Raw genomic sequence first — 22,262 nt, forward strand, 5'->3', positions numbered from 1 at the left:
CTTCAGAAAATCTCAAAATGGCGGGAGAGGAGTGTGACGCATATGGGTGAACTCCTGGCTGGTTTCTCCCCGCAGACGGCCGACTGGTTTCGCCAGGCCTTTCCCGACGGGCCCACGCCGACCCAGGTTCAAGCCTGGCCGGCCATCCGCTCAGGCGGCGATGCGCTGATCATTTCGCCAACTGGTTCTGGCAAGACCCTGGCAGCCTTTCTCTGGGCCATCGATGAGCTTATGACCAGGCCCAGAAGCTCCCGGAAGCCTGGGGTCGCCGTGCTCTACGTCTCGCCCATGAAGGCCCTGGGGACGGACGTGGCCCGCAACCTACAGGCTCCGCTGGACGGTATCGCTGAGCGCTTTCAACGGCAGGGGCTCAAGGCGCCCAAGGTCCGGACGGGCATCCGCACCGGGGACACTGATGCCCGCGGTCGCAGGGCACTGGCCGCCCATCCGCCGGATATTCTGGTCACCACCCCCGAATCCCTCTATTTGATGCTGACCTCCAAAGCGGAGAACACGCTGAAGAACGTCCAGACCGTTATCGTGGACGAAGTCCACGTTTTGGCGGGCAATAAGCGCGGGGCCCATCTAGCGCTGAGCCTGGAGCGGCTGGACGACCTGATCGGTAGGCCCGTCCAGCGAATCGGCCTGTCGGCTACGGTCCGGCCGCCCGAGCAGGTCGCGCATTTTCTGGGCGGCAGCCGTCCGGTCAGCCTGATCCGGCCCCAGTCGTCCACGGCCATGGACCTGCGCTTGGTCGAGCCCCTGGAGGACATGGGAGATCTAGCTGCTCCGCCCAGCGAATCCGAGCAGGAGGGACGGGAGAGCGACCAAAGGAGCGGATCCATCTGGCCGGCCGTCGAGCGGGCCATTCTGGACCAGGTTCTGGCCCATCGCACCACCTTGGTCTTTGTCAACTCCCGAGGCCTCGCCGAGCGTCTGACTGCCCGGCTGAACGATCTGCACCAAACCGATTTGAACCAGGGCAGTCGGGGTTGGAAGGGGCGTGACGGGCTGATTCCCTCCGTCAAACCCGGCGAACTCAAAGACAGGTCCGAGCAGGCTAGAGAGCACGTCCACTACGATTCGGCCGCCGGCTCCACTTCCGAGAGGACCTCCGGTCAGACTATCGACGAACCAATTGCCATGGCTCACCATGGTTCGGTCTCCAAGGAACGTCGCCGACAGGTGGAGGACGATCTCAAGGCCGGCAGACTGCGGTGCGTGGTAGCCACCTCCAGCCTGGAGCTGGGCATCGATATGGGCTCGGTCGATCTGGTCATCCAGGTCAACGCCCCTCCGTCGACCGCTTCGGGGCTGCAGCGAGTGGGCCGTGCCGACCACCAGGTCGGTCGGGTATCGCAAGCCAGACTTTTTCCGCTGACCCGCAAGCAGATCCTGGAGTGCACGGCCAGCATGGAAAGCATGGTCCAGGGCGACATCGAACCCACTGTCATGCCCGGCAGTCCCTTGGACGTTCTGGCTCAACAGACGGTGGCCGCGGCTGCCATGGGGCCGCTCAGGGAGCGAGACTGGCTGGCCACGGTCAGACGGGCCGCGCCCTTCGCTCACCTGGACGAACAGGTCTACCGGTCGGTGCTGGGCATGCTTAGCGGCGCCTACACCTCCCAGGACTTCACCGCCTTCCGTCCCATCCTGGTCTGGGACCACCAGACAGGCACCCTGACTGCTCGCCCCGGCGCACAGCGTCTGGCGGTCACCTCTGGAGGCACGATTCCCGACCGCGGCTCCTACAGCGTGGTAATGCCCTCTGAAGCTGCCGGTGGCAAGCCGCGGCGAGTGGGGGAGCTGGACGAGGAAATGGTCTACGAGTCCCGCAAGGGGGACGTGATCACCCTGGGCACTACCTCCTGGAGGATTCAGCAGATCACCCACGATCGTGTAGTGGTGGTACCCGCTCCCGGACGCTCCGCTAGGCTGCCCTTCTGGCATGGGGAGGGCGCCGGCCGTGACCCAGCCTTCGGCCGTCGCTTGGGTAGGCTTGCCAGGGAACTGTCACAGGGTCTGATACCAGCAGTCCAGACTGCCTCCGGTCGGCCGAGCTTCACGCAAGACGTCTGCTCTCGTCTGCTGGAGGACGGTCTGGATCGTGCTGCGATCGACAATCTGGCCGCCTTTCTGGCTGAGCAGCAGGCCTCCACCGGCCAGGTTCCCGACGATCGTCACCTGGTGGTCGAGCGCTGCCCCAACGAAGAGGGCGACCTGAGGCTGATCCTCCACTCGCCTTACGGCCGCAGGGTCAACGAGCCCTGGGCCCTGGCCATCGCCTCCAGGCTCTCCCGCGAGCGCGGTTACGACGGATCTGTATGGGCGGGAGAGGACGGCATCGTCGTGCAGATTCCGGGCACCGATGCCTTCCTGGAAGATCAGCGAATATTCGGATTCACCTCCGATCAGGTGGAGCGCGAGGTTAGACGACATCTGGCTGGCTCAGCGCTCTTCCATGCCCGCTTCCGCCAGTGCGCAGCTCGCTCGCTCTATATGCCTAGGATGGAGCCCGGCCGCAGGGTTCCGCTCTGGCAGCAGCGCCTGCGGGCCTCTCGTCTGCTGGACGCGGCCCTGAAAGAGGATGACTTCCCCCTGGTTCTTGAGACCATGCGCGAATGTCTGCAGGACGTCTACGACATGCCTGCTCTGCGCGAGCTCATGACTGACCTGGAGCAGGGGAGCGCCAGTCTGGTTCCGGCCTCGACCCGGACCCCCTCGCCTATGGCCTCAGGGCTGCTCTTCGGCTACTTGGGGACCTTCATGTATCAGTACGACATGCCTAAGGCCGAGCGCGACGCCAGCATGCTGGCCATCGACTCCGATCTGCTGGAGCGGATGGTAGGCCGGGTGGATATGGCCGACCTCCTGGACCAGGAGACTGTCAACCAGGTGACTGCTGATCTCCAGCGGCTTTCGCCTAGGACCCAGGCTAGGGGGGCCGAAGGCCTGGCCGACCTGTTGCGCACTCTGGGACCCATGGATCTGGCCGATATTCGTCGGCGCCTGCATGGGCAGAAGAACGAACCGGTGACGGATGCACAGGTCCGGGCCATGCTGGAGGATCTGCAAACCCAGTCCAGGGTGATTCAGATCAGGCTAGGCAGACGCGACTGCTGGGTATGGGCCGGTCAGGCAGGGCGGCTGGCGGCGATCCTGGGCACTGACATTCAGCCGTCCGCCCAGACCAAAACGGAATCAGACAGCGAGGCCTTCGACCAGCTGGTCCGGCAATATGCGGCAGTCCATGGGCCATTCACCACTGAAGATCTGGCCGGTCACCTGGGTCTGGGCAGCGCTCTCCTGGAGGACAGGCTGCGCTCCCTGGCCGCTCGCGAGCTGCTTATGACCGGGGTTTTCCCCAGGCCTGACCTGAGTGCCTACGGTGAGCACGGATGGGAGGGGGGCGAGCCGCGTCGAGGGTGGCTGGATCCCGAGGTCTTCCGTCGGCTGCGCTCGCGGTCATTAGCCAAGGCTAGCAAGGCCGCCAGCCCGGTCCCGGGCCATGTCTACAGCGACTTTCTTCTTCATCGTCAGGGTTTAGCGCCTTGGGGCCAAGAGCCTTTGATGGGTACCGAGGGGCTTCTGGAGGTGGTCGGGCAGCTGGAGGGGCTGGTTCTGCCGCCTGCGCTCTGGGAGTCGGCCATCTTTCCGGCCAGGGTGCGCGATTATGGTCCCGCATTGATGGACGATCTGCTGGCCTCAGGTCAGGTGGTATGGGTGGGCGGCGACCAGGGTGATGGCCCCCTGGGTGCCATGGCCTTTTATTTGACCGAGGATTTGGATGCAGAGCTTTCCCGGCAAGTCACTGGTTCACCACATGCCGTTGATGAGGAGGGCAAGTCGAGCGACTCCGGCGATCTGCAGAAGGTCCTGCTGGATGTTCTGGCTGACGGTGGAGCATACCGCTTCGATCGGCTTCTACGCGCCTGCGCCGGCCGGGGCGGCAGTGATCCTGAATCCCCCAGCCAGGAGAACCTGGCTCGCTCTCTCTGGGGGCTGGTCAGGCATGGACTGGTCACCAACGCTTCCCTGGCTCCGGTTCGGCGTCTGATCCGCGGATCAAGTCCTCATTCCTCGGGAAGGGCCCGTCGTTTGCCGCACGCGTTGCGCGGACGGGGCGCTTACCTGGGCCGTTCGGCATTGGCACGGGAGACTGGCTCATCAGCGCTGTCAGCGGCCTCGGAGGGATTCTGGATTCTGGTTGCAGATGAGCACAGGGCTGCAGAAGGCGCAGCGGGGCTTGGCACGGCTGATCCAAGAGACAGACCTAAGGACAGCCAGGTCGATGACCGGCAACGAACTGTTCGTCTGGTCCAGGACGGGCAAGCCATCCTGGACCGCTATGGGCTCCTGTCCCCGGTTCTGCCTGAGGTGCGATCAATTCCGGGCGGATTCTCGGCTCTCTACCAGGTTTGCAGGCGCATGGAGGAGGCCGGCCAGCTGACACGTGGGATCATCGTCGACGGTTTCGGCGGCGCTCAATTCGCCCCCAGGGAGGTCATCGATCAGCTCAGAGGCTTCCAAGAGGACGAGCGCAACGATGGTGGTGGCGTGGAGCATCGGCCGCCTGAACCAGTTGTCATGGATGTGACCGATCCTGCCAACCTCTATGGCACGGCCCTTCCATGGCCTGCCACATCGGGGGATGGCGGCAGTCGTCCCATTCGGAGGATGGGGAACCTCTTAGTGCAGAGTCGAGGCCGAGCCCTGGTCTATGCGGCGCCCAAGGGGCATCATCTGCTGGTCTTCGGGCAACCCGACCGTGAATTGCTGGAGGCTGCTTTCTCCCAACTGGTCTCATGGCTGAGCCGGGATGGGCGGGGACGCATCCTCTTCAGCGATGCCAATGGCCGACCTTTGACCATGCGCGAACCAGTGGGCATGGCCCTGGCCGCCGCTGGATTCACAGCCGGGCCGGGCGGCATGGCTCTCTACTGAGTGTCTGCTGAGCGTTCTCAGGCTACGAAGGCGATGGGCGCTGCCAGCTCCTGGCCGGAGGCATCGCGACGCATGTCCACGTCGGGCAGCTCGATCGGCGATCCGGCGGCGGTGCTGGCATGCAGCGGCCAAGCGCCTACTCGAGCCAGCAGCAGGGTGTCCTGCCCCTTGAGGAAGCGCTGGGAGCGTACGCCGCCCGTGCCACGGCCCTTGACTGGATACATCTCCAGCGGAGTAAGCTTGGCTGCCCCGTTTTCGGTCCCGGGCAAGGCCTCGGAGTCACCGGCTACGGTCAGGACCACGGCCCCGGCCTGGATGCTCATGCCATCCTCGCCGGTCTCCTCATAGGTCCAGCTGATCTCTCCGGCCGACACGACCGCGAAAGTGACGACCTGGCAGCCTTGGCTCAAACGGATGCCCGCCATGCCGGCCGCATTGCGACCCTGGGGTCGAACCTTGTTTCCAGTGAAGGTCAGCAGGCTGGCATCCGAGGAGATGAACACCATGCGGTCCTGTTCCTGACAGGGGGCTGCGAAGACCACCTGGTCCTCCCTCTTCAGGTCGATGATCGACCAGGAATCCATGGTGGTCGGCGACTCCCTGTTCCAGCGCTTGACCGTGCCAAGACGGGTGCCTAGGGCCAGAGGCCGGGAGTCTGCCATGTCGATGACGGTGATGGCGTGCTCGTCGGCTTGGGTGTCGGTGCTGGTGGTCCAGCCAAGGAGCTCGTCAGCCACGATGCCCCCGCTCAGGTTGGGGTTAGCGGTGGCGGGGATCATCGGCAGGTCGGCCACGGGGGCGGTGATTAGCCGTCCAGCCGTGGTGACCAGGCCATAGGTAGCCAAGGTGGTGGTGGCGAATATGGCGATGATCTGGTCGTCATGCCCCCGATCCTGGTTACGGGGCCGAGATCGCCAGGCATCCAGGGCACCCGATGTGCTGCGTGCCAGCAGACCTGTGGCGCTCATCATGACCGTACAGGGCTTATCCTCCATGTGCAGGTCGCCGCCGTCACCGCTGAGGATGGCTTTTCCGCTGGCCAGTAGTGCAGACTGGTTGCCAGCAGCAGCCTTGCCGGGGGTTTGCTGAGCCGTCTGCTGATCGCTGGCTGCCGACTGCACTGGGGACAGGTCTCCGGAAGGCTCCTGGTCCAGGATGACTGTGCGCCTGGGCGTGCCCCACTGGGCCACCGCCTGATCCATCTCCTGGATGACCACCCGGTCCAGCTCGGCCGAGGAGTCCAGAATCCGCTCAAGTTCCTCTAGCTGCTTGTTGAGGTCGTCGCGCTCACCCTCCAGCTCGATCCTGCTCATCTTGGTCAGCCGCCGCAGCCGCAGGTCAAGAATGTACTGGGCCTGGGTCTGATCCAGATCGAAGACCGCCATCAGCTTGGTCTTAGCAGCATCCGCATCGTCCGAGCTGCGGATGACCTGGATGACTTCGTCGATGTCGACCAGTGCCAGCAGGAGCCCCTCTACCAGATGCAGACGTTCCAGGGCCTTCTTGCGCCGGAACTCGCTGCGCCGATGGATGACCGTACGCCGGTGCTCTACCCAGACCTCCAGAAGCTCCTTAAGCCCCATGGTTCTGGGTCGTCCGTGGACCAGGGCCACGTTGTTGATGGTGAAGGAGTCTTCCAGCGGCGTGTATTTGAAGAGCTTGCCCAGCACCTTGCCTGGATCGAATCCCGTTTTGATCTCGATGACCAGTCGGGTTCCGTTGTGCCGGTCGGTCAGGTCGATGGCGCTGGAGATGCCCTCGAGCTTGTGGCTGCGCACCCCATCGGAGATGCGTTCCAGAACTCGCTCCGGGCCCACCATGAAGGGCAGTTCGGTGACCACGATGGCCTTTTTGCGGGCGGTCACGTTCTCCAGGTGGGTGACGGACCTGGTAACGAAGGCTCCCCGGCCGTGCTCGTAGGCCTTGCGAATGCCGTCCCGTCCAACGATGATTCCGCCGCCGGGCAGATCCGGTCCGGGCACATAGCGCATGAGTTCATCCAGCCCTGCGTCCGGGTGGGCCATCAGATATTTGGCGGCGGCCACCACCTCGCCCAGGTTGTGGGTAATCATATTGGTGGCCATGCCCACGGCGATGCCCGAGGCTCCGTTGACCAGCAGGTTGGGTATGGCCGAGGGCAGGACCTGAGGCTCCTTCAACTTGTTGTCGTAGTTGGGGGAGAAGTCCACCGTGTCCTGGTCGATGTCGGCGTTCATGCCCAGAGCCGCAGGAGCCAGCCTGGCCTCGGTATAGCGGGAGGCGGCAGGGCCATCGTCCAAAGATCCGAAGTTGCCGTGGCCGTCTACCAGGGGCAGACGCATGGCAAAGGGCTGGGCCAGTCGGACCATGGCCTCATAAATGGATGAGTCGCCATGGGGGTGCAACTTGCCCATGACTTCGCCCACGGCTCTGGCGGACTTCATGTATGGGCGGTCAGGGTTGAGGTTCATCTGCCCCATCTGGTAGATGATCCGCCGCTGAACAGGCTTGAGTCCGTCGCGAGCATCGGGCAGGGCCCGGGCGTAGATGACCGAGTAGGCATATTCCAGGAAGGACTTGCTCATCTCCTCGTTCAGAGGGGTTTCGACGATGTGCTCCTTGACCTGCCGGGGATCGTACCCTGACGCCTTGCTCCTGCGATGAGTTGCCATGCTCAAGCTCCTGCTCCTTTACGTTCCGCCTTATGATAACCGGACGGTCCGCCAAAGCGTGCGTGCTTGACCCCATGTGTCGACCTGGGGTCTGACCGTGCTTGAATGGGAGGCATGGGCCTGGATACACCTGACATGAAGGAACTGCTGCAGCCGAGTCTGCCTATCCAGTACGGTGACCGGGCGGAGCGCAACCATGTCGGGGGACCCCGGCATCTATCCGCCGTCCTGCCCGCCCTGAGCGCCTGTCTGGGGATGCCTGTGGCCACTGACGTCCACCCGTCCGCAAAGGCCCTTCAGGAGGCCCTGGAGCTGCCGGATGCCCGGTCAGTGGTCGTTGTCCTGGTGGATGGGTTGGGATTCTGGAACCTGGTCAGCCGTCAGGGCCATGTGCCCTATCTGCGCTCGCTGCTGTCCGAACCCATCAATCAGCGTCCCCTATACACCAGCCTGCCCTCGACGACCGTGGCGGCCATGGGGGTTTTCGGCACCGGAACCAGCCCTGGGCTGACCGGCATGACCGGTTACACTCAGCTGAACCCCGACACTGGCCAGTTGGGCCAGATGATCCAGTTTAGAGGAGCTCAGGATCCCGAACTCCTGCAGCGCCGTCCAACGGTCTTCGAGACTCTCCAGGCGCGAGGGGTCAGGGTGACTTCTTCGGGCCTGCCGCGTTTTCGCGAATCCGCCTTGACTCGTGCGGCTCTGCGTGGCGGGGAGTATCTGGCCCATAACCACTCCCGTCAGCGTTTACTGGCCGCCTGCCAGGCTGCTAGTCAGCCGGGGCTGACCTACCTCTACATTCGCGATGTGGACAAGGTGGGCCACCACAGCGGATGGGAGGGCGAGGAATGGGTGGCCGCTCTCGAAGCGACCGATGCCCAGTTGGCCGAGCTTCATCGCCGCCTGCCCGCCGGGACTCTGACGGTGATCGTAGCCGATCATGGCATGGTCGAAACCGATCCGGACCAGCGCATTGATATCGCCCAAGACCCTGAGCTGAACAAGGATGTGCGACTGGTGGGCGGCGAGCCCAGAGCGGTCATGCTCTATCTGGACAAGGGGGCGGATCCCCGAATCGTGGCTGCCCGCTGGCGTGATCGACTGGGGGAGCGGGCCTGGGTGCTGACCCGGGACCAGGCCATCAAACAGGGAATCTTCGGCCCTGTGGATGCTCGGATTCGCCCTGTGATCGGCGACCTTCTGGTTCTGGCCGGTGACCGTACTACTCTGGTGGATTCGGCTGATCAGACTGATGCAGCGACCAGGCTACCTGGCGTCCATGGTTCGTGGACACGTCTTGAGACACAGATTCCCTGCCTGATCGATCTGGTCTGACTGCTTCGGATAAAGAACACAGTCCTCATCGATGTGCTTTTTCGGCCTACTTGCCGAAGAGTATCTCATCCCAGCTGGGTACAGCTGAACGCCCTGAATGTTTTTTGTCGCTCTTATTGTGGCGACGCTCCCGGGGATCATTCCCCTGATTGTCCTGCAGGGCATCTTCGTCTTGATGCTGCCGCTGGAATCGCTCCTGACCAGCCCCGCTAGCGTTTTCCTCTTCCTGACCCCGTCCGTGGTTCAGCACAGGCAGGACTATGGTGGACTCGGTGTCACTGATGGGGTTATGCTCGCTCGTGTTTGGTTTATCGTTCAGCTCGGCACGGGGATGGTCTGTTTCTTGGCCTGCTGTATTTTCCTGGCGCTCCTTGGGATTGCCGTAGAGCCAGGCTGTGAGCGCTGCCTGACGCTCCCCATCCGCCTGGCTGCCACCGCCATTATTCGACGTCAGCTCTTCACGATCATCTTCAGCGGTTAGCCGAAAGGAATCCTCCTGGCTGCGTGGCTGTATGTCTGCCCAGTTGTCTGTCTCAGCGGCAGAGTTCTGATCCCAGGCGGGCCAATCCTGTCGATGCTCGTCTGTGGAATCATCCAGCAGCATCCTGGCTGCGCTGTTCAAACAGGTCACGGTGTTGTCTCGCATGTTCCAGGTCCAATGGGCATTGAAGATTCGATTGTCCAGAGTAAACACGCCATTGATGCTCCAAGGCTCGTACCCTCGCCTGGTAGCCTGCCAGGAAATCTGTCCCAGGCTGACTCCTGTACCGGATAGCACCTTGCTGATCAGATCCTGGTTGTTTCGGCCGCCCGAGCCCTTGGGCGCCGGCATGGTCAGGAACTGCTCGATGGCGTACTTCTTCTCCATTTCCACCGGGGCTGCGAAACGCCGTACCAGCGCTTCGTTGACAGCGTATTGCTGGGCCACCTGCTCCGGTCGAGCGCCGGCGCGCACAGCCGCTTGAATGGCAGAGACGGGCAGGGGCTTGGACTTGCCGGTCTGGGGGTCCACATCCTCTTCCTCTTTTACCTGCTTAGCCTCAAGAATGGCGCGATCAAGCGCATCGTCGACTCTTACGACGAAGTGCCGGTGGTCACAGATGAAGACCAGATCGCCCCTGTCATCGACATGGTCAAAGCTGGCCATTCTGGTCCCATTCTCAGACATGCACGCCCCTATCCTCTTACGGTTCCTTTACAAGGCTTTAGATATTTCCATTGTGCCTTACGGTTCGTATTTTACGTGCTTTTGAAATCGTGTATCCTATGCGCAGTACATATCGTGTGGAATGACCGGTGTGCAAGGTGCCTGGTCAAACAAGGAAAGGGTACACGATGGCACAGGATTACGATACCCCGCGAGACAAGGACGAAGACGAGGAATCCCTGCAGGAGCTGGGCAAAACCGGACAGGATGCCGGGGCCGACCTGGACGACGATGAGAACGCTATCGCCGAGGACTATGAGTTGCCTGGTGCTGACCTGAGCAATGAAGACTCCTCGGTGACTGTCATCCCCATGCAGGGCGATGAATTCATCTGCTCCAACTGCTTCCTGGTCAAGCACCGGAGCCAGCTGGCCTACACCACCCCTGATGGCAAGCCCGTCTGCAAGGAGTGCGCCGCCTAATGCTCTATGACGAGTCCTACAACGAGCCTGAAACGGTCGAGGTCCTGTTCAAGTCATTGGATGGGACCGGCACGCCGGAATACGCCATGCCCGGCGATGCTGGGGCCGATCTGCGGGCTAGCGTGGCTGTGGATCTGGCTCCCTTCCAGCGGGCGTTGGTGCCTACTGGCGTTGCCCTGGCTCTGCCCAACGGCTACGTCGGCCTGGTTCATCCTCGTTCGGGACTGGCAGTCAAAATGGGGGTGACCGTGCTCAACGCACCAGGAACGATCGATGCCGGGTACAGGGGCGAGATCAAAGTGCCGCTGATTAACCTGGACCCACATGAACCGGTCCACTTCGAGCCCGGGGAACGCATCGCCCAGTTGGTCATCCAGCGCTATGTGCAGGCCCGTTTCGTGCCCGCCGAGTGTCTGCCCGGCTCGGTGCGTTCGGATGGCGGATTCGGCTCGACCGGCCGCTGAAGCACGGTTCGGACACGTGTGGCCTGAATGAGCCAGGCGCAAGTGTAGGATTGGTGCATTATATCGGGCATTGGAGGTTTGAATGGTCACTCCGGAAGGTAGCGTCTGCAGCAATGATGTCGATGAGCAGGCTCCTTCCGGCCTGTCCTCCAGAGCATTGGGCTGCGAGATCAGCGATGATCCGATCAACCCCCTGATGCCTATCCGGGAAATCTGCGCCGCCCACCATCCTGGCGAGAATCTATCAATGCTTCAGCGCGCTTATGACCGGGCAGTTGTCCAGCATGCCGATCAAAGGCGCAAGTCCGGCGAGCCCTACATCATTCATCCGCTGGCAGTGGCTCAGATTCTGGCCGACCTAGGCATGGGGCCCACGGTGGTCTCGGCCGGTCTGCTGCATGATACCGTGGAGGATACCGACTACACCCTGGAACAGTGTCGCGATGAGTTCGGCGACACCGTTGCAGGCCTGGTGGACGGGGTCACCAAGATATCCAAAATGGACTACGGCGATTCGGCCCAGGCCGAGACCATTCGCAAGATGATCGTGGCCATGAGCCGGGATGTGCGCGTCCTGGTGGTCAAACTGGCCGACAGGGTCCACAACGCCCGCACCTGGCGCTACGTCAAGACTTCATCAGCCCAGCGCAAGGCCCGTGAGACACTGGACGTCTATGCGCCCCTTGCCAACCGTCTGGGCATGAATGCCATCAAGACCGAGCTGGAAGAGCTCAGCTTCAAGACCCTCTATCCCAAAATCTACAACGAGATCGTGGTTCTGGTATCCCGCAGGGCGGGCCAGCGGGAGGTCTATCTGAAGCAGATCCTGGACGAGATCCACGAGGATCTGGATGCCCAGGGCATCAAGGCCCAGGTGACCGGACGGCCCAAGGACTACTTCAGCATCTACCAGAAAATGATCGTGCGCGGACACGATTTCGCCAACATCTACGATCTGGTAGGCGTGCGCATCATTGTGGACACCATCCGTGACTGCTATGCGGCTCTGGGAGCCGTCCATGCCCGTTGGAGCCCTGTGCCTGGGCGGTTCAAGGACTACATCGCCATGCCTAAGACCAACCGCTACCAGTCCCTGCACACCACGGTAGTGGGCCCGGGCGGCAAGCCGGTCGAGATTCAGATACGCACCTGGCAGATGCACCGTCGGGCCGAATTCGGCATCGCCGCCCATTGGAAGTATAAGGAGAACGGTTCCGCAGGCCGCGAGCTTTCTCGGCCGGACAAGTCCGATGTCAAGCGTGAGCGCCAGGAGGGGGAGCTGAGCCAGGAGGACAACCTGACTTGGATCCAGCAGCTGGCTGACTGGACCAGCGAGACCCCAGACTCCAACGAGTTCCTGGGCTCCCTCAAGGACGACCTGGGTTCGGCGGAGGTTTACGTGTTCACGCCCAAGGGCAAGATCATCTCCCTGCCAGCCGATTCCACCCCCGTGGACTTCGCCTATGCCGTTCATACTGAGGTGGGTCACAGAACCATGGGCGCGCGGGTCAACGGCCGTCTGGTCCCCTTGGATACCAAGCTGCGCAACGGGGATACGGTAGAGATTCTGACCAGCAAATCCGACACCGATGGGCCCTCGCGCGACTGGCTCAGCTTCGCTAAAAGTCCCCGCGCCCGCAGCAAGATTCGTCAGTGGTTCAGCAAGGAACGGCGTTCGGAGACCATCGAGGAGGGCAAGGACGAACTTGTCCGCGCCATGCGCAAGCGGAACCTGCCCGTGGCGACCCTGCTGACTCCCGAAGCTATGGTGGGAGCCGCCGACGAGCTTAACTATCCCAATGAGAAGGCGGTCTACGCCGCAATTGGCGACGGGCAGGTCTCCACCCAGAACGTGATTTCACGGCTGGTCCATGACGCCGGTCGGTCAGCCCTCGAGGACGAAGTTGAGCAGGAGGCCATCCCCCTGCAGCGGGTCACCAAGGCCAGTCGGCAAGAGGCCTCCCAGGGGATTTCAGTCAAGGGAGTGGACGATGTCTGGGTCAAGCTGGCCCGTTGCTGCACCCCGGTGCCGGGAGACCCCATTACCGGGTTCATCACCCGCAACCAAGGCGTTTCGGTGCATCGGTCCGATTGCCAGAACCTCCTGGACCTGCGCAGGAAGCAGCCCGAACGGATCATCGAGGTTTCATGGACTGGCAAACAGGGCACCTTCATGGTCCAGATTCAGGTGGAGGCCCTGGACCGGCCCCATCTGCTCTCGGACATCACCCAGGTGCTGTCCGACCATGGCGTCAATATCCTGTCGGGAAGCCAGTCCACAGGCCGGGACCGGGTGGCGGTCAGTCAGTTCGTCTTTGAAATGGGCGACCCCCAGCACCTGAACACGCTCCTGTCGGCCGTCAGGAAGATCGACGGAGTCTTTGATGCCTACCGACTGACCGGAGCCAAGGGTTCGACCAGTCCCCATATGCGGTCCATCTGACCTTCCCCGATATGTTTACTTATCTGACCATTCTTTCGATTTGATCGCTTGTTCTTTTCCCTGAAAATCTGCTGGACCGCAGCCTGATGGACGGCTATAGAAAACCCCGGTGGTCAATGACCAACCCGGGGGTCCACAGGAAAACAGGCGCGATTAGCGCACGGCGTTCATCCACTGCTCCTTGGTGGCCTTCTCAGCTTCCAGCTCCTGCTTCTTGGTCGGATCCTGCTCGGCGGCAATCTGCCGGTCCAGGTCCTGAAGCTGGGCAGCCAGCTGCTGTTCGAAGCTGGAGACGCGGGCATCGGCCTCGGGGTCGGACTGGTTCCATGCTGCATCCTCCACGGCCTTGATCTGCCGATCCACGGCATCCATTCTGCCCTCGATCCGGCGCACGTCGTCACGGGGGACAAAGCCGATGCCGTCCCATTCCTCCTGGATCCTGGCCAGTTCCTGCCGTGCCTGCTTGGCAGCCTGGGCATCCTTGACGGGCAACAGGGCCTCGGCCTTGGCAACCAGGGCTTCCTTCTTGGTCAGGTTCTCGCGTTCGTTGACCGAGGTTTTATCCCGGTCTGCCTGACGGGCGTTGAAGAAGACATCCGCTGCCTGACGGAACCGAGCCCAGAGGGCGTCGTCATCCTGACGCCCCGCCCGTCCGGACTGCTTCCAGCGGTCCATAAGCTCGTTGAACTGATGGGAGGTGGGTCCCCAATCGGTGGAGTCCTTGATCTGGTCGGCCTCGGCGATGATCTCTTCCTTGACGCGCTTGGTCTCGGCTCGCTGGGCATCACGCTGCTGGGCCCACTTGCGTTGTGCCTGTTTGAATGTGGTGCGTGCGGAGGAGAAGCGCTTCCAGAGTGCGTCCGCATCCGCCTTGTCAATACGGATGGTGGTGCGCTGGTGTTGCTGCCATTGCTCGAAGAGGGAACGGAACTTGTCCGCTGTGGAACGCCAGTTGGTGGAGTCGCCCAGGGATGCGGCAAGCGCTTCGGCCTTCTCCACGATGGCGGTTCTCTCCTTGATGGCCTTGGCCATGGCATCCTTGCGCGCCTGTGCAAGCTCGTCCTTGCGCGCCTGCCCCTGCTTGGCCAGCTGATCCAGCTGTGCATGCAGAGCGGCGAGGTCTCCGACGGCCTCAGGCTGACTGGTCTCATTTTTGAGCGAGGCTATGGATTCGTCGATCTCTCGGGCCTTGATCTTGGGGCTACGCAGCCTGGATGCGAAGATGTTCAGTTTCTCCTTGAGGTCCAAGTACCGACGGACGTAGAGGTCCAGGGCCTCCTTGGCGTCAGCGTTGGGGAACTGACCGACCTGACGCTCCTGGTCGTCCTCGCGTACGAAGACGTTGCCCTGCTCATCCACCCGGCCGAAGGATTCAGCCTTGTCGATCTCCTCCTGGCTGTAGGCGGGAGCTGCAGGAGCGGCCTTGACACGAGGGGCCTTGTGCGCCAGAGCCGCAGGGGAGGGGATTGCAGTGGGTTTTGGCGGCTTTGGCGCAGCTGGTGCTGGTACAGGCGCTGGCGCTTCAGCTGCCGCAGGCTGGGGCTCAGCCGGTTCCTGTACGCTCTGGGTTGATGTGTCTTCAGCGGGAGCGGTCTGTCCGGGGGTTGTCTGTCCCTGCCTGGCTTCAGGCGCCGTCGCAGCGGCGACCTTGCCTGCTGCATCCGCGGTGTGCTCCTCCTGCGGTGTCGAGGTGTTCTCGGGTGTGATGGCGGTGTTGTCGGCCATGGCCAGCTCCTTAGGCTTGTGTTGGAGAGATCGCAAAATATGGCGGTACCATTTTCCTTGACCTCCTATAGTATAGGTTCTTATGGCAAAAGGCACATCTCTATCCGGTTTCCCTGAATGGCTTCCTTCGCAAAGAGTTGTGGAGCAGCGCATCATTGATACGCTCCGTAAGGTCTTCGAATTGAACGGCTACATCGGCATTGAGACCAGGGCAGTGGAAGCGGGTTCCAGCCTCCTCAAGAAAGGAGAGACCAGCAAGGAGATCTACTTGCTCTCCCGTCTTCAGGATCTGGGTCAGGAAAAGGATGTGCCAGTGGATCGTCGGCTGGGCTTGCATTTTGACTTGACCGTGCCGCTGAGCCGCTATGTAGTGGAGCATAGCAACGATTTGACCTTCCCCTTCAAGCGCTGGCAGATTCAGAAGGTCTGGCGAGGGGAGCGCCCCCAGGAGGGACGGTTCAGGGAGTTCGTCCAGGCTGATATTGATGTGATAGGCAATGGGGAACTGCCCGACCACTATGAGGTTGATGTGCCCCTGGTCATGCTGAGCGCCCTGGAGGAGCTGAGGGCCTTCGGCCTGCCCAAGCCTACTGTGCACGCCAACAATCGCAAGCTTTCCGAGGGATTCTACCGGGGTCTGGGTCTGGAGGACGTCGAGGGCGTCCTGCGCGAGATCGACAAGCTGGACAAGATCGGGCCTGCCGAGGTGGCCAGCCTGCTGGTGAGTGAATGCGGCGCCAATGAGGACCAGGCCAGGGCCTGCCTGGATTTGGCCGAGCTGACCGCTGACGATGGCAAGCAGCTGCGCCAGCGGTTCGATGCCCTGGTCGACAAGGTGGGCATCGACAAGCAGTCTCCTTCTTACACTTTGGCCATTGAGGGGCTGGAGACGCTGACCATGATCATCGACGAGGCCGCCCGCATCCGTCCAGGCTCGGTCATTGCCGATCTGAAAATTGCCCGCGGTTTGGACTACTACACCGGCTCGGTCTACGAGACTTTCTTGGAGGGGGCGCAGTCCTTGGGCTCCATCTGCTCCGGCGGCCGCTATGACAACCTGGCTAGCCAGGGCAACCGCACCTATCCCGGTGTGGGGCTGTCCATCGGGCTTTCACGCCTGCTCTCCTACCTGCTGGCCCAAGGGGTCCAGGCCTCCCGAGTCTCTCCGGCGGCGGTCATGGTCGCTGTCTGGGACGAGGAGGACCGCACGCTCAGCAATCACATCGCCCAGGACCTGCGTGCCCGGGGGGTCGCCGCTGATGTGGCTCCCACCGCGGCCAAGATCGGCAAGCAGATCCGCTATGCCGACCACCTGGGCATTCCCTATGTCTGGTTCCCGGCCAAAGAGGGCCAGCAGGAGGGCGACCAGGTTAAGAACATCATTACCGGCGAGCAGATTCCCGCTGACCTGGTGTCGTGGACGCCGGATAGCCTGTATGCCCGGCAGAGTGTGGAATACCAGGCCTGACGCAGGGGCAGGCCGAGCATTATGGAGGTACAGGAAAGCATGGGCCAGTCGGCTTACAGAACGAGCTACGCCACGGACGTCACTGAAGATATGGTCGGCCGCCAGGTGACGGTGGCTGGGTGGGTGGATCGCCGCCGGGATCACGGAGGCGTGGCCTTCATCGACCTGCGTGATCGCTCCGGTCTAGTGCAGATTGTCATCTACGACGAGGAAGAGGCCCGTCCTCTGCGCAGCGAATACGTGATCCAAGTCACTGGCAATGTCCGCGAACGTCCCGAGGGCAATGACAACGAGCATCTGTCCACCGGGCACATCGAGATTGTGGCCGACAAGATCGAGGTGCTGGCCAAGTCGTCTGCCCTGCCTTTCCAAGTGTCCACGGCCCTGGAGAACGAGGCTGAGAACAAGCTGCCAGGCGAGGATGTGCGGCTGCGCTACCGCTATCTGGATCTGCGCCGCCCCTCCATGCAGCGCAACATCCGTCTGCGGGCCGCCATGAACAGGGCAGCCCGCGCTGCCCTGGACAAGATGGACTTCTGCGAGATCGAAACGCCGACCCTGATAAAGTCCACCCCTGAAGGCGCTCGCGACTTCCTGGTGCCGGCCCGCTTGGTGCCCGGTTCCTGGTATGCCCTGCCGCAGTCCCCCCAATTGCTCAAGCAGCTGCTGATGGTGGGCGGCATCGAGCGTTACTACCAGATCGCCCGCTGCTATCGTGACGAGGACTTTCGGGCCGACAGACAGCCCGAGTTCACCCAGCTTGACATTGAGATGAGCTTCGCCTCCCAGGAAGACGTCATGGCTATGGCTGAGCAGGTCATTGCCGATGTCTGGAAGGCTGCCGGATTCGAGGTCACTCTGCCTATTGCCAGGATCAGTTGGCAGGAGGCCATGGATAAATACGGCTCCGACAAGCCTGACCTGCGCTTTGGCAACCCCATAGTCGAGCTGACCGAGTACTTCAAGGACACCCCATTCCGGGTCTTCCAGGCTCCCTACGTGGGTGCGGTGGTCTACCAGGGTGCAGCCAACCTGCCCCGCAGACAGTTCGATGCCTGGCAGGAGTGGGCCCGCCAGCGGGGTGCCAAGGGTCTGGCATACGTCCAGTTCACCGGCGACGGCACCCTCAAGGGTCCGGTGGCCAAGAACCTGTCCGATGCCGAGCGCCAGGGCCTCAAAGAGGCTGTGGGCGCATCGGATGGCGATGCCGTCTTCTTTGCAGCCGGACCTCGCGAGGCCTCGCAGACCCTGCTGGGTGCGGCCCGTGTAGAGATCGCCCGCCGCCAGGGGCTGCTCAAGTCTGACGAATTCGCCTTGACCTGGGTGGTGGACTTCCCGCTTTTCAAGCCTACCGACGACCCGGACGACGACGATGTCGCCGTTGGCCATTCCAAGTGGACCTCCATGCATCACCCCTTCACCATGCCCTCGGCTGACTGGATCGATCGCTTCGACAAGGATCCTGAGCACGCCATGAGCGACTCCTACGACATCGTCTGCAATGGCGAGGAGATTGGCGGCGGCTCGGTGCGTATCCATCGCGATGACATTCAAGATCGGGTCTTCAAGGTGCTGGGCATCGGTCCCGAGGAGGCGCAGGAGAAGTTCGGCTTCCTGCTGGAGGCCTTCAAGTATGGCGCTCCGCCCCACGCAGGCATTGCCTTTGGCTGGGACAGGACCGCACAGATCCTGACGGGTGCGGACTCCATTCGCGATGTCATCGCCTTCCCCAAGTCCGGTGGCGGACAGGATCCCATGACCGGGGCTCCGGCACCCATCTCCGACCAGCAACGCGCCGAGACCGGTGTGGACTGGGAGCCGGATCAGGAGGATGCTGACTGAGCGCTTCCGCCACTGATCGACGGGAGTCTAAGAGGGCTGGAATCCTGCGGGGTTCCAGTTCTTGGTTTTATGACCTTTTATACCCTGACCAGTCAATCGTGCGGGCTTGGTCAAGGACTCCGCTTTCCAATATGACTGTTTCTATGGCCGTTCCGCAACAAAGGGTGAGTAAACTGCCCACTATGAGCGAAACAACCAAACAGCCGTCGGAGCGGATTCTGCCGGAGAAACCGGTCTCGGACCGCCCTGCCAAAGACAAGTCCGGGCCGCTGGTCGAGCTGGCCCACGTCGAGAAGCATTTCGGCAGCCTGCATGTCCTTAAGGACATCAACCTGCAGGTTGACACCGGCGAGGTGCTGGTGGTGGTCGGGCCTTCAGGCTCCGGCAAGTCCACCATGTGCCGGACCATCAATCGTCTGGAGTCCATCGACTCGGGTGTCATCAGGATCGAGGGGGAGCCCCTGCCCCAGGAGGGGCGCGACCTGGCTCGGCTCAGGGCCGAGGTGGGCATGGTCTTCCAGTCCTTCAACCTGTTCGCCAACAAGACCATCCTGGAGAACATGACCCTGGCGCCCATCAAGGTGCGCCACATGCCCAAGAAGGATGCCGAGGACATGGCCATGGATCTCCTGGCTCGGGTAGGCGTGGAATCCCAGGCCTCCAAGATGCCCTCGCAGCTCTCCGGCGGCCAGCAGCAGCGTGTGGCCATAGCCCGCGCTCTGGCCATGCAGCCTAAGATCATGCTCTTCGACGAGCCCACATCGGCACTGGATCCTGAGATGGTCAACGAGGTGCTGGACGTCATGATCCAGCTGGCTCAGGAGGGCATGACCATGATCTGCGTGACCCATGAGATGGGCTTTGCTCGTCAGGCCGCCGACCATATCGTCTTTATGGCCGATGGGCGGATCCTGGAAAAGGACGACCCCGACGACTTCTTCGACCACCCCAAGACCCAGCGGGCCGCCGACTTCCTGTCCAAAATTCTGACCCACTGAAGCAGGAGGGAAGCATATCCGTATGAATGCAAGTATGCATGGCATGGGCCGGCCGCTGAAGCGGCTGGCCAGGAATCTGGCCGCGATCCTGTGCGCTCTGGGTTGTCTGGTCTCTCTGGCGGCCTGCGGCTCCGACAAGGAGGCAGGCAAGATCCGGGTGGGCATCAAGTTCGACCAGCCTGGTCTGGGTTTCAAGAAGGCCGGGACCTATGTGGGCTTCGACGTGGATGTGGCCACCTACATCGCTGACAAGCTGGGTTACAGTCCCGATGACATCGTCTGGAAGGAGGCCCCCTCCAAACAGCGGGAGGCCATGCTCCAGAACGGCGATGTGGACATGATCCTGGCATCCTATTCCATAACGGATGAGCGCAAGCGGGCCATCTCCTTCGCCGGACCATACATCGTGGCGGGTCAGGATCTGCTAGTGCGTAAGGAGGATCATCAGATCCGAGGTCCCGAGGATCTCAACGGCAAGCGGCTGTGTTCGGTGACCGGATCCACTTCGGCTGTCACCGTCAAGAAGCGGTTTGCCAAGGAGGTCCAGCTGATGGAGCAGCCGGGCTACGCCGAATGTGCCACAGCCCTCTTCTCCGGCATCGTCGATGCGGTCACCACTGACGACATCATTCTGGCTGGACTGGCCTCCGCCTCCCGTGGAAGGCTGCGGCTGGTGGGCAAGCCCTTCACTCAGGAATACTACGGAGTAGGCGTCAAGAAGGGCAACACCAAGCTGGCCCATAAGATCAACGCGGCCCTGGCTGAAATGGAGGCCAACGGCTCCTGGCAGCGGGCGCTCGAGAACAACACTCGGGGCACCCACTACAAACCCGACCCCCGCTTCAACCCGCCCAAGCCCACGGAAGGAGAGTGAGATGTCAACCATTCTCGAACTGTTCACCGACTATGACATCCCGGCAGCCTTCTGGGTCAACATCCAGCTGACCCTCTGGTCGGCCCTCTTCTCACTGATTCTGGGCATCATCCTGGTGATCATGCGGATCTCGCCCATTTCCTCCCTGCGGGCGGTCGGTCGCGGGTATGTGGAGTTCTTCCAGAACATGCCACTGACCATCATCATGGTCTTCATGGTCCTGGGGGCCTTCGCTCAGCTCAAGATCAGCTTTTCGCCGGAATTCTCCGTCAACTTCTTCTGGCTGGCGGTGACGGGCCTGTCCCTGTATACAGCAGCCTTCGTCTGCGAATCCCTGCGCTCCGGCATCAACACGGTGCCTCTAGGCCAGGCCGAGGCGGCCCGCGCTCTGGGGCTGAGCTTCTTCCAGTCGGCCTCGCAGATCATTCTGCCCCAGGCTTTCCGTGGGTCGGTGGCGCCTCTGGGCAACACTTTCATCGCCCTGCTGAAGAACTCCACCGTGGCTGCAGCAGCCTCTGTGGCCTCCGAGAGCTCCTCCCTGATGAGCGAGATGATCGAGTTTCACGCCAACGCCATCGTAGCCATCTTCCTGATCTTCGCTCTGGGCTACGTAATTCTGGTTCTGCCCATCGGGGCTTTGACCACATACCTGTCCAACAAGCTGGCAGTGAGGAGGTGAGCGGCTATGGCACAGGACAATGAGAGCTCGCTGCTCTTCGATCAACCCGGTCCCAAGGGCCGGCGCACCATACGAATTGTCAACTGGATAGCTGCCATCATCTTCGCCATAGTCGTCATTCTGGTGCTGATGAGGCTGCACAACCCTCCGGATGGCGAGAACCAGCTCAGTTGGGAGCTTTGGCGGCCGGCCCTGGACTACGAAGCCTGGTCGGACTTCTATCTGCCCGGACTTTGGCTGACCATCAAGGCTTCGGTGGTTGCTGTGATCGGCTCAGTCATCTTTGGATTCGTCTTCGGCCTTGGCCGTCTGTTGCCCAATGGGCTGGTAAGAGCCGTGTCAGGCATTATTGTGGAGTTCTGCCGGGCCGTCCCAGTGCTGATGATGATGATCTTCTTCTGGCGTTGGTTCGCCTTCGCGGGAGTCAGCCAGGCCTCATACTGGGCCGTCGTGCTGGGCCTGATCCTCTACAACGGCTCCGTGGTGGCCGAACTGATCCGTTCGGGCGTGGGCAACCTGCCCAACGGCCAGCGTGAGGCCTCCCTGGCCTTGGGGTTGACCAGGACCCAGTCACTGATGCAGATCGAAGTTCCGCAGGCCGTATACGCCATGCTGCCGGCGGCCGTAACCCAGTTGGTCGTAGTCCTCAAGGACACGGCGTTGGGCTCCATCATCATGTACACGGATCTGTTGCAGGAATCCCGTCGTCTGGGTTCCATGTACTTCAACATCCTGCAGACCCTGGTGGTGGCCTCGGTGATCTACTTCTTCGTCTGCTTCCTGCTGTCGCACTTCGCCCGCTGGCTGCCCAAGAAGATGCAGGAGCGCACCGCTGCCCCCGCTGACTTCGTGGAGCCGGCAGCGCCCGTGGCCATCATGGATCCCTCCAATGTCAACCAGATAGCCGTAGCCAAGGAGGTGGACGAGGACCGGTACGGCGGCGCGCCGCTGAAGTACCACGCCCACCACCGCGGATCCAATGCCTCCATCCAGCACTGGAGGAAGACCCGCTACATCCAGGGCTATGACAGGACCCAGCCCGACACGCTGGTCGATCCACGCAAGGGGATGGAGATTCCGGACTTCCTCAAACCTGGACGTGGCGGCCGCTCCAGCGGTGGTCAGAAAGCCGAGGGCGAAACCAAGAAAGGCGAGAAGAAGGAAGCCCGGCGCAATAGTGAAAGCAAGAAAAAGGACTGACTAGCCC

14 protein-coding genes are annotated in these 22,262 nt (G+C 62.0%); 11 read left to right on the forward strand and 3 right to left on the reverse strand.

Annotated elements, in window-relative coordinates:
• Window positions 1-42 precede the first annotated feature (42 nt).
• The gene (locus tag ACUIAD_RS05685) at window positions 43-4,944 is read left to right on the forward strand and encodes an ATP-dependent helicase (RefSeq protein WP_445343036.1); all 4,902 of its coding nucleotides are present in this window, start codon (window positions 43-45) and stop codon (window positions 4,942-4,944) included.
• Between the two features lie 17 nt (window positions 4,945-4,961).
• Here the strand turns inward: ACUIAD_RS05685 and ACUIAD_RS05690 are convergent, their stop codons facing one another.
• Window positions 4,962-7,595, reverse strand: a complete 2,634-nt coding sequence (locus ACUIAD_RS05690) for a DNA gyrase/topoisomerase IV subunit A (RefSeq protein ID WP_445343810.1) — start codon at window positions 7,593-7,595, stop codon at window positions 4,962-4,964.
• Between the two features lie 114 nt (window positions 7,596-7,709).
• On the opposite strand from ACUIAD_RS05690, the gene ACUIAD_RS05695 reads away from it, so the two are divergent.
• Complete coding sequence (locus tag ACUIAD_RS05695; protein ID WP_445343037.1) at window positions 7,710-8,933, forward strand: alkaline phosphatase family protein; 1,224 nt, start codon at window positions 7,710-7,712, stop codon at window positions 8,931-8,933.
• Between the two features lie 46 nt (window positions 8,934-8,979).
• Here ACUIAD_RS05695 and sepH read toward each other — a convergent pair whose 3' ends face one another.
• A complete protein-coding gene (gene sepH, locus ACUIAD_RS05700; protein ID WP_445343038.1) occupies window positions 8,980-10,101 on the reverse strand; it encodes a septation protein SepH in 1,122 nt (373 codons plus the stop codon).
• Between the two features lie 167 nt (window positions 10,102-10,268).
• Here sepH and ACUIAD_RS05705 point away from each other — a divergent pair, with 167 nt between their 5' ends.
• The 3 genes from ACUIAD_RS05705 to ACUIAD_RS05715 all read left to right on the forward strand — a co-directional run bounded on the left by ACUIAD_RS05705 (window position 10,269) and on the right by ACUIAD_RS05715 (window position 13,469).
• Entirely contained in the window at window positions 10,269-10,562 is a 294-nt protein-coding gene (locus ACUIAD_RS05705; protein ID WP_110451955.1) for a DUF4193 domain-containing protein, read from the forward strand.
• A complete protein-coding gene (gene dut / locus ACUIAD_RS05710; protein WP_445343039.1) occupies window positions 10,562-11,026 on the forward strand; it encodes a dUTP diphosphatase in 465 nt (154 codons plus the stop codon). Before ACUIAD_RS05705 ends, dut begins: the two co-directional genes overlap by 1 nt.
• 82 nt (window positions 11,027-11,108) lie before the next feature.
• Entirely contained in the window at window positions 11,109-13,469 is a 2,361-nt protein-coding gene (locus ACUIAD_RS05715; RefSeq protein WP_445343040.1) for a RelA/SpoT family protein, read from the forward strand.
• A 153-nt stretch (window positions 13,470-13,622) separates the two neighbouring features.
• Here the strand turns inward: ACUIAD_RS05715 and ACUIAD_RS05720 are convergent, their stop codons facing one another.
• Entirely contained in the window at window positions 13,623-15,194 is a 1,572-nt protein-coding gene (locus ACUIAD_RS05720) for a DUF349 domain-containing protein (protein WP_445343041.1), read from the reverse strand.
• A gap of 82 nt (window positions 15,195-15,276) precedes the next feature.
• Here ACUIAD_RS05720 and hisS point away from each other — a divergent pair, with 82 nt between their 5' ends.
• The 6 genes from hisS (at window position 15,277) to ACUIAD_RS05750 (ending at window position 22,255) form a co-directional block, all read left to right on the forward strand.
• Complete coding sequence (gene hisS / locus ACUIAD_RS05725; protein WP_445343042.1) at window positions 15,277-16,662, forward strand: histidine--tRNA ligase; 1,386 nt, start codon at window positions 15,277-15,279, stop codon at window positions 16,660-16,662.
• 39 nt (window positions 16,663-16,701) lie between these two features.
• Entirely contained in the window at window positions 16,702-18,504 is a 1,803-nt protein-coding gene (gene aspS / locus ACUIAD_RS05730) for an aspartate--tRNA ligase (protein ID WP_445343043.1), read from the forward strand.
• 182 nt (window positions 18,505-18,686) lie between these two features.
• Window positions 18,687-19,502 (forward strand): amino acid ABC transporter ATP-binding protein, encoded by an 816-nt coding sequence (locus ACUIAD_RS05735; RefSeq protein ID WP_445343044.1) that lies wholly within the window; start codon window positions 18,687-18,689, stop codon window positions 19,500-19,502.
• A gap of 43 nt (window positions 19,503-19,545) precedes the next feature.
• Entirely contained in the window at window positions 19,546-20,376 is an 831-nt protein-coding gene (locus tag ACUIAD_RS05740; RefSeq protein ID WP_445343811.1) for a glutamate ABC transporter substrate-binding protein, read from the forward strand.
• A 1-nt stretch (window position 20,377) separates the two neighbouring features.
• The gene (locus ACUIAD_RS05745; protein WP_110451961.1) at window positions 20,378-21,055 is read left to right on the forward strand and encodes an amino acid ABC transporter permease; all 678 of its coding nucleotides are present in this window, start codon (window positions 20,378-20,380) and stop codon (window positions 21,053-21,055) included.
• Window positions 21,056-21,061: 6 nt separating this feature from the next.
• Window positions 21,062-22,255 carry an amino acid ABC transporter permease gene (locus tag ACUIAD_RS05750; RefSeq protein WP_445343045.1) on the forward strand — a complete coding sequence of 398 codons (1,194 nt, stop codon included), beginning with the start codon at window positions 21,062-21,064 and terminating at the stop codon, window positions 22,253-22,255.
• Window positions 22,256-22,262 lie beyond the last annotated feature (7 nt).

This window comes from Bifidobacterium sp. ESL0819 (assembly GCF_052606245.1).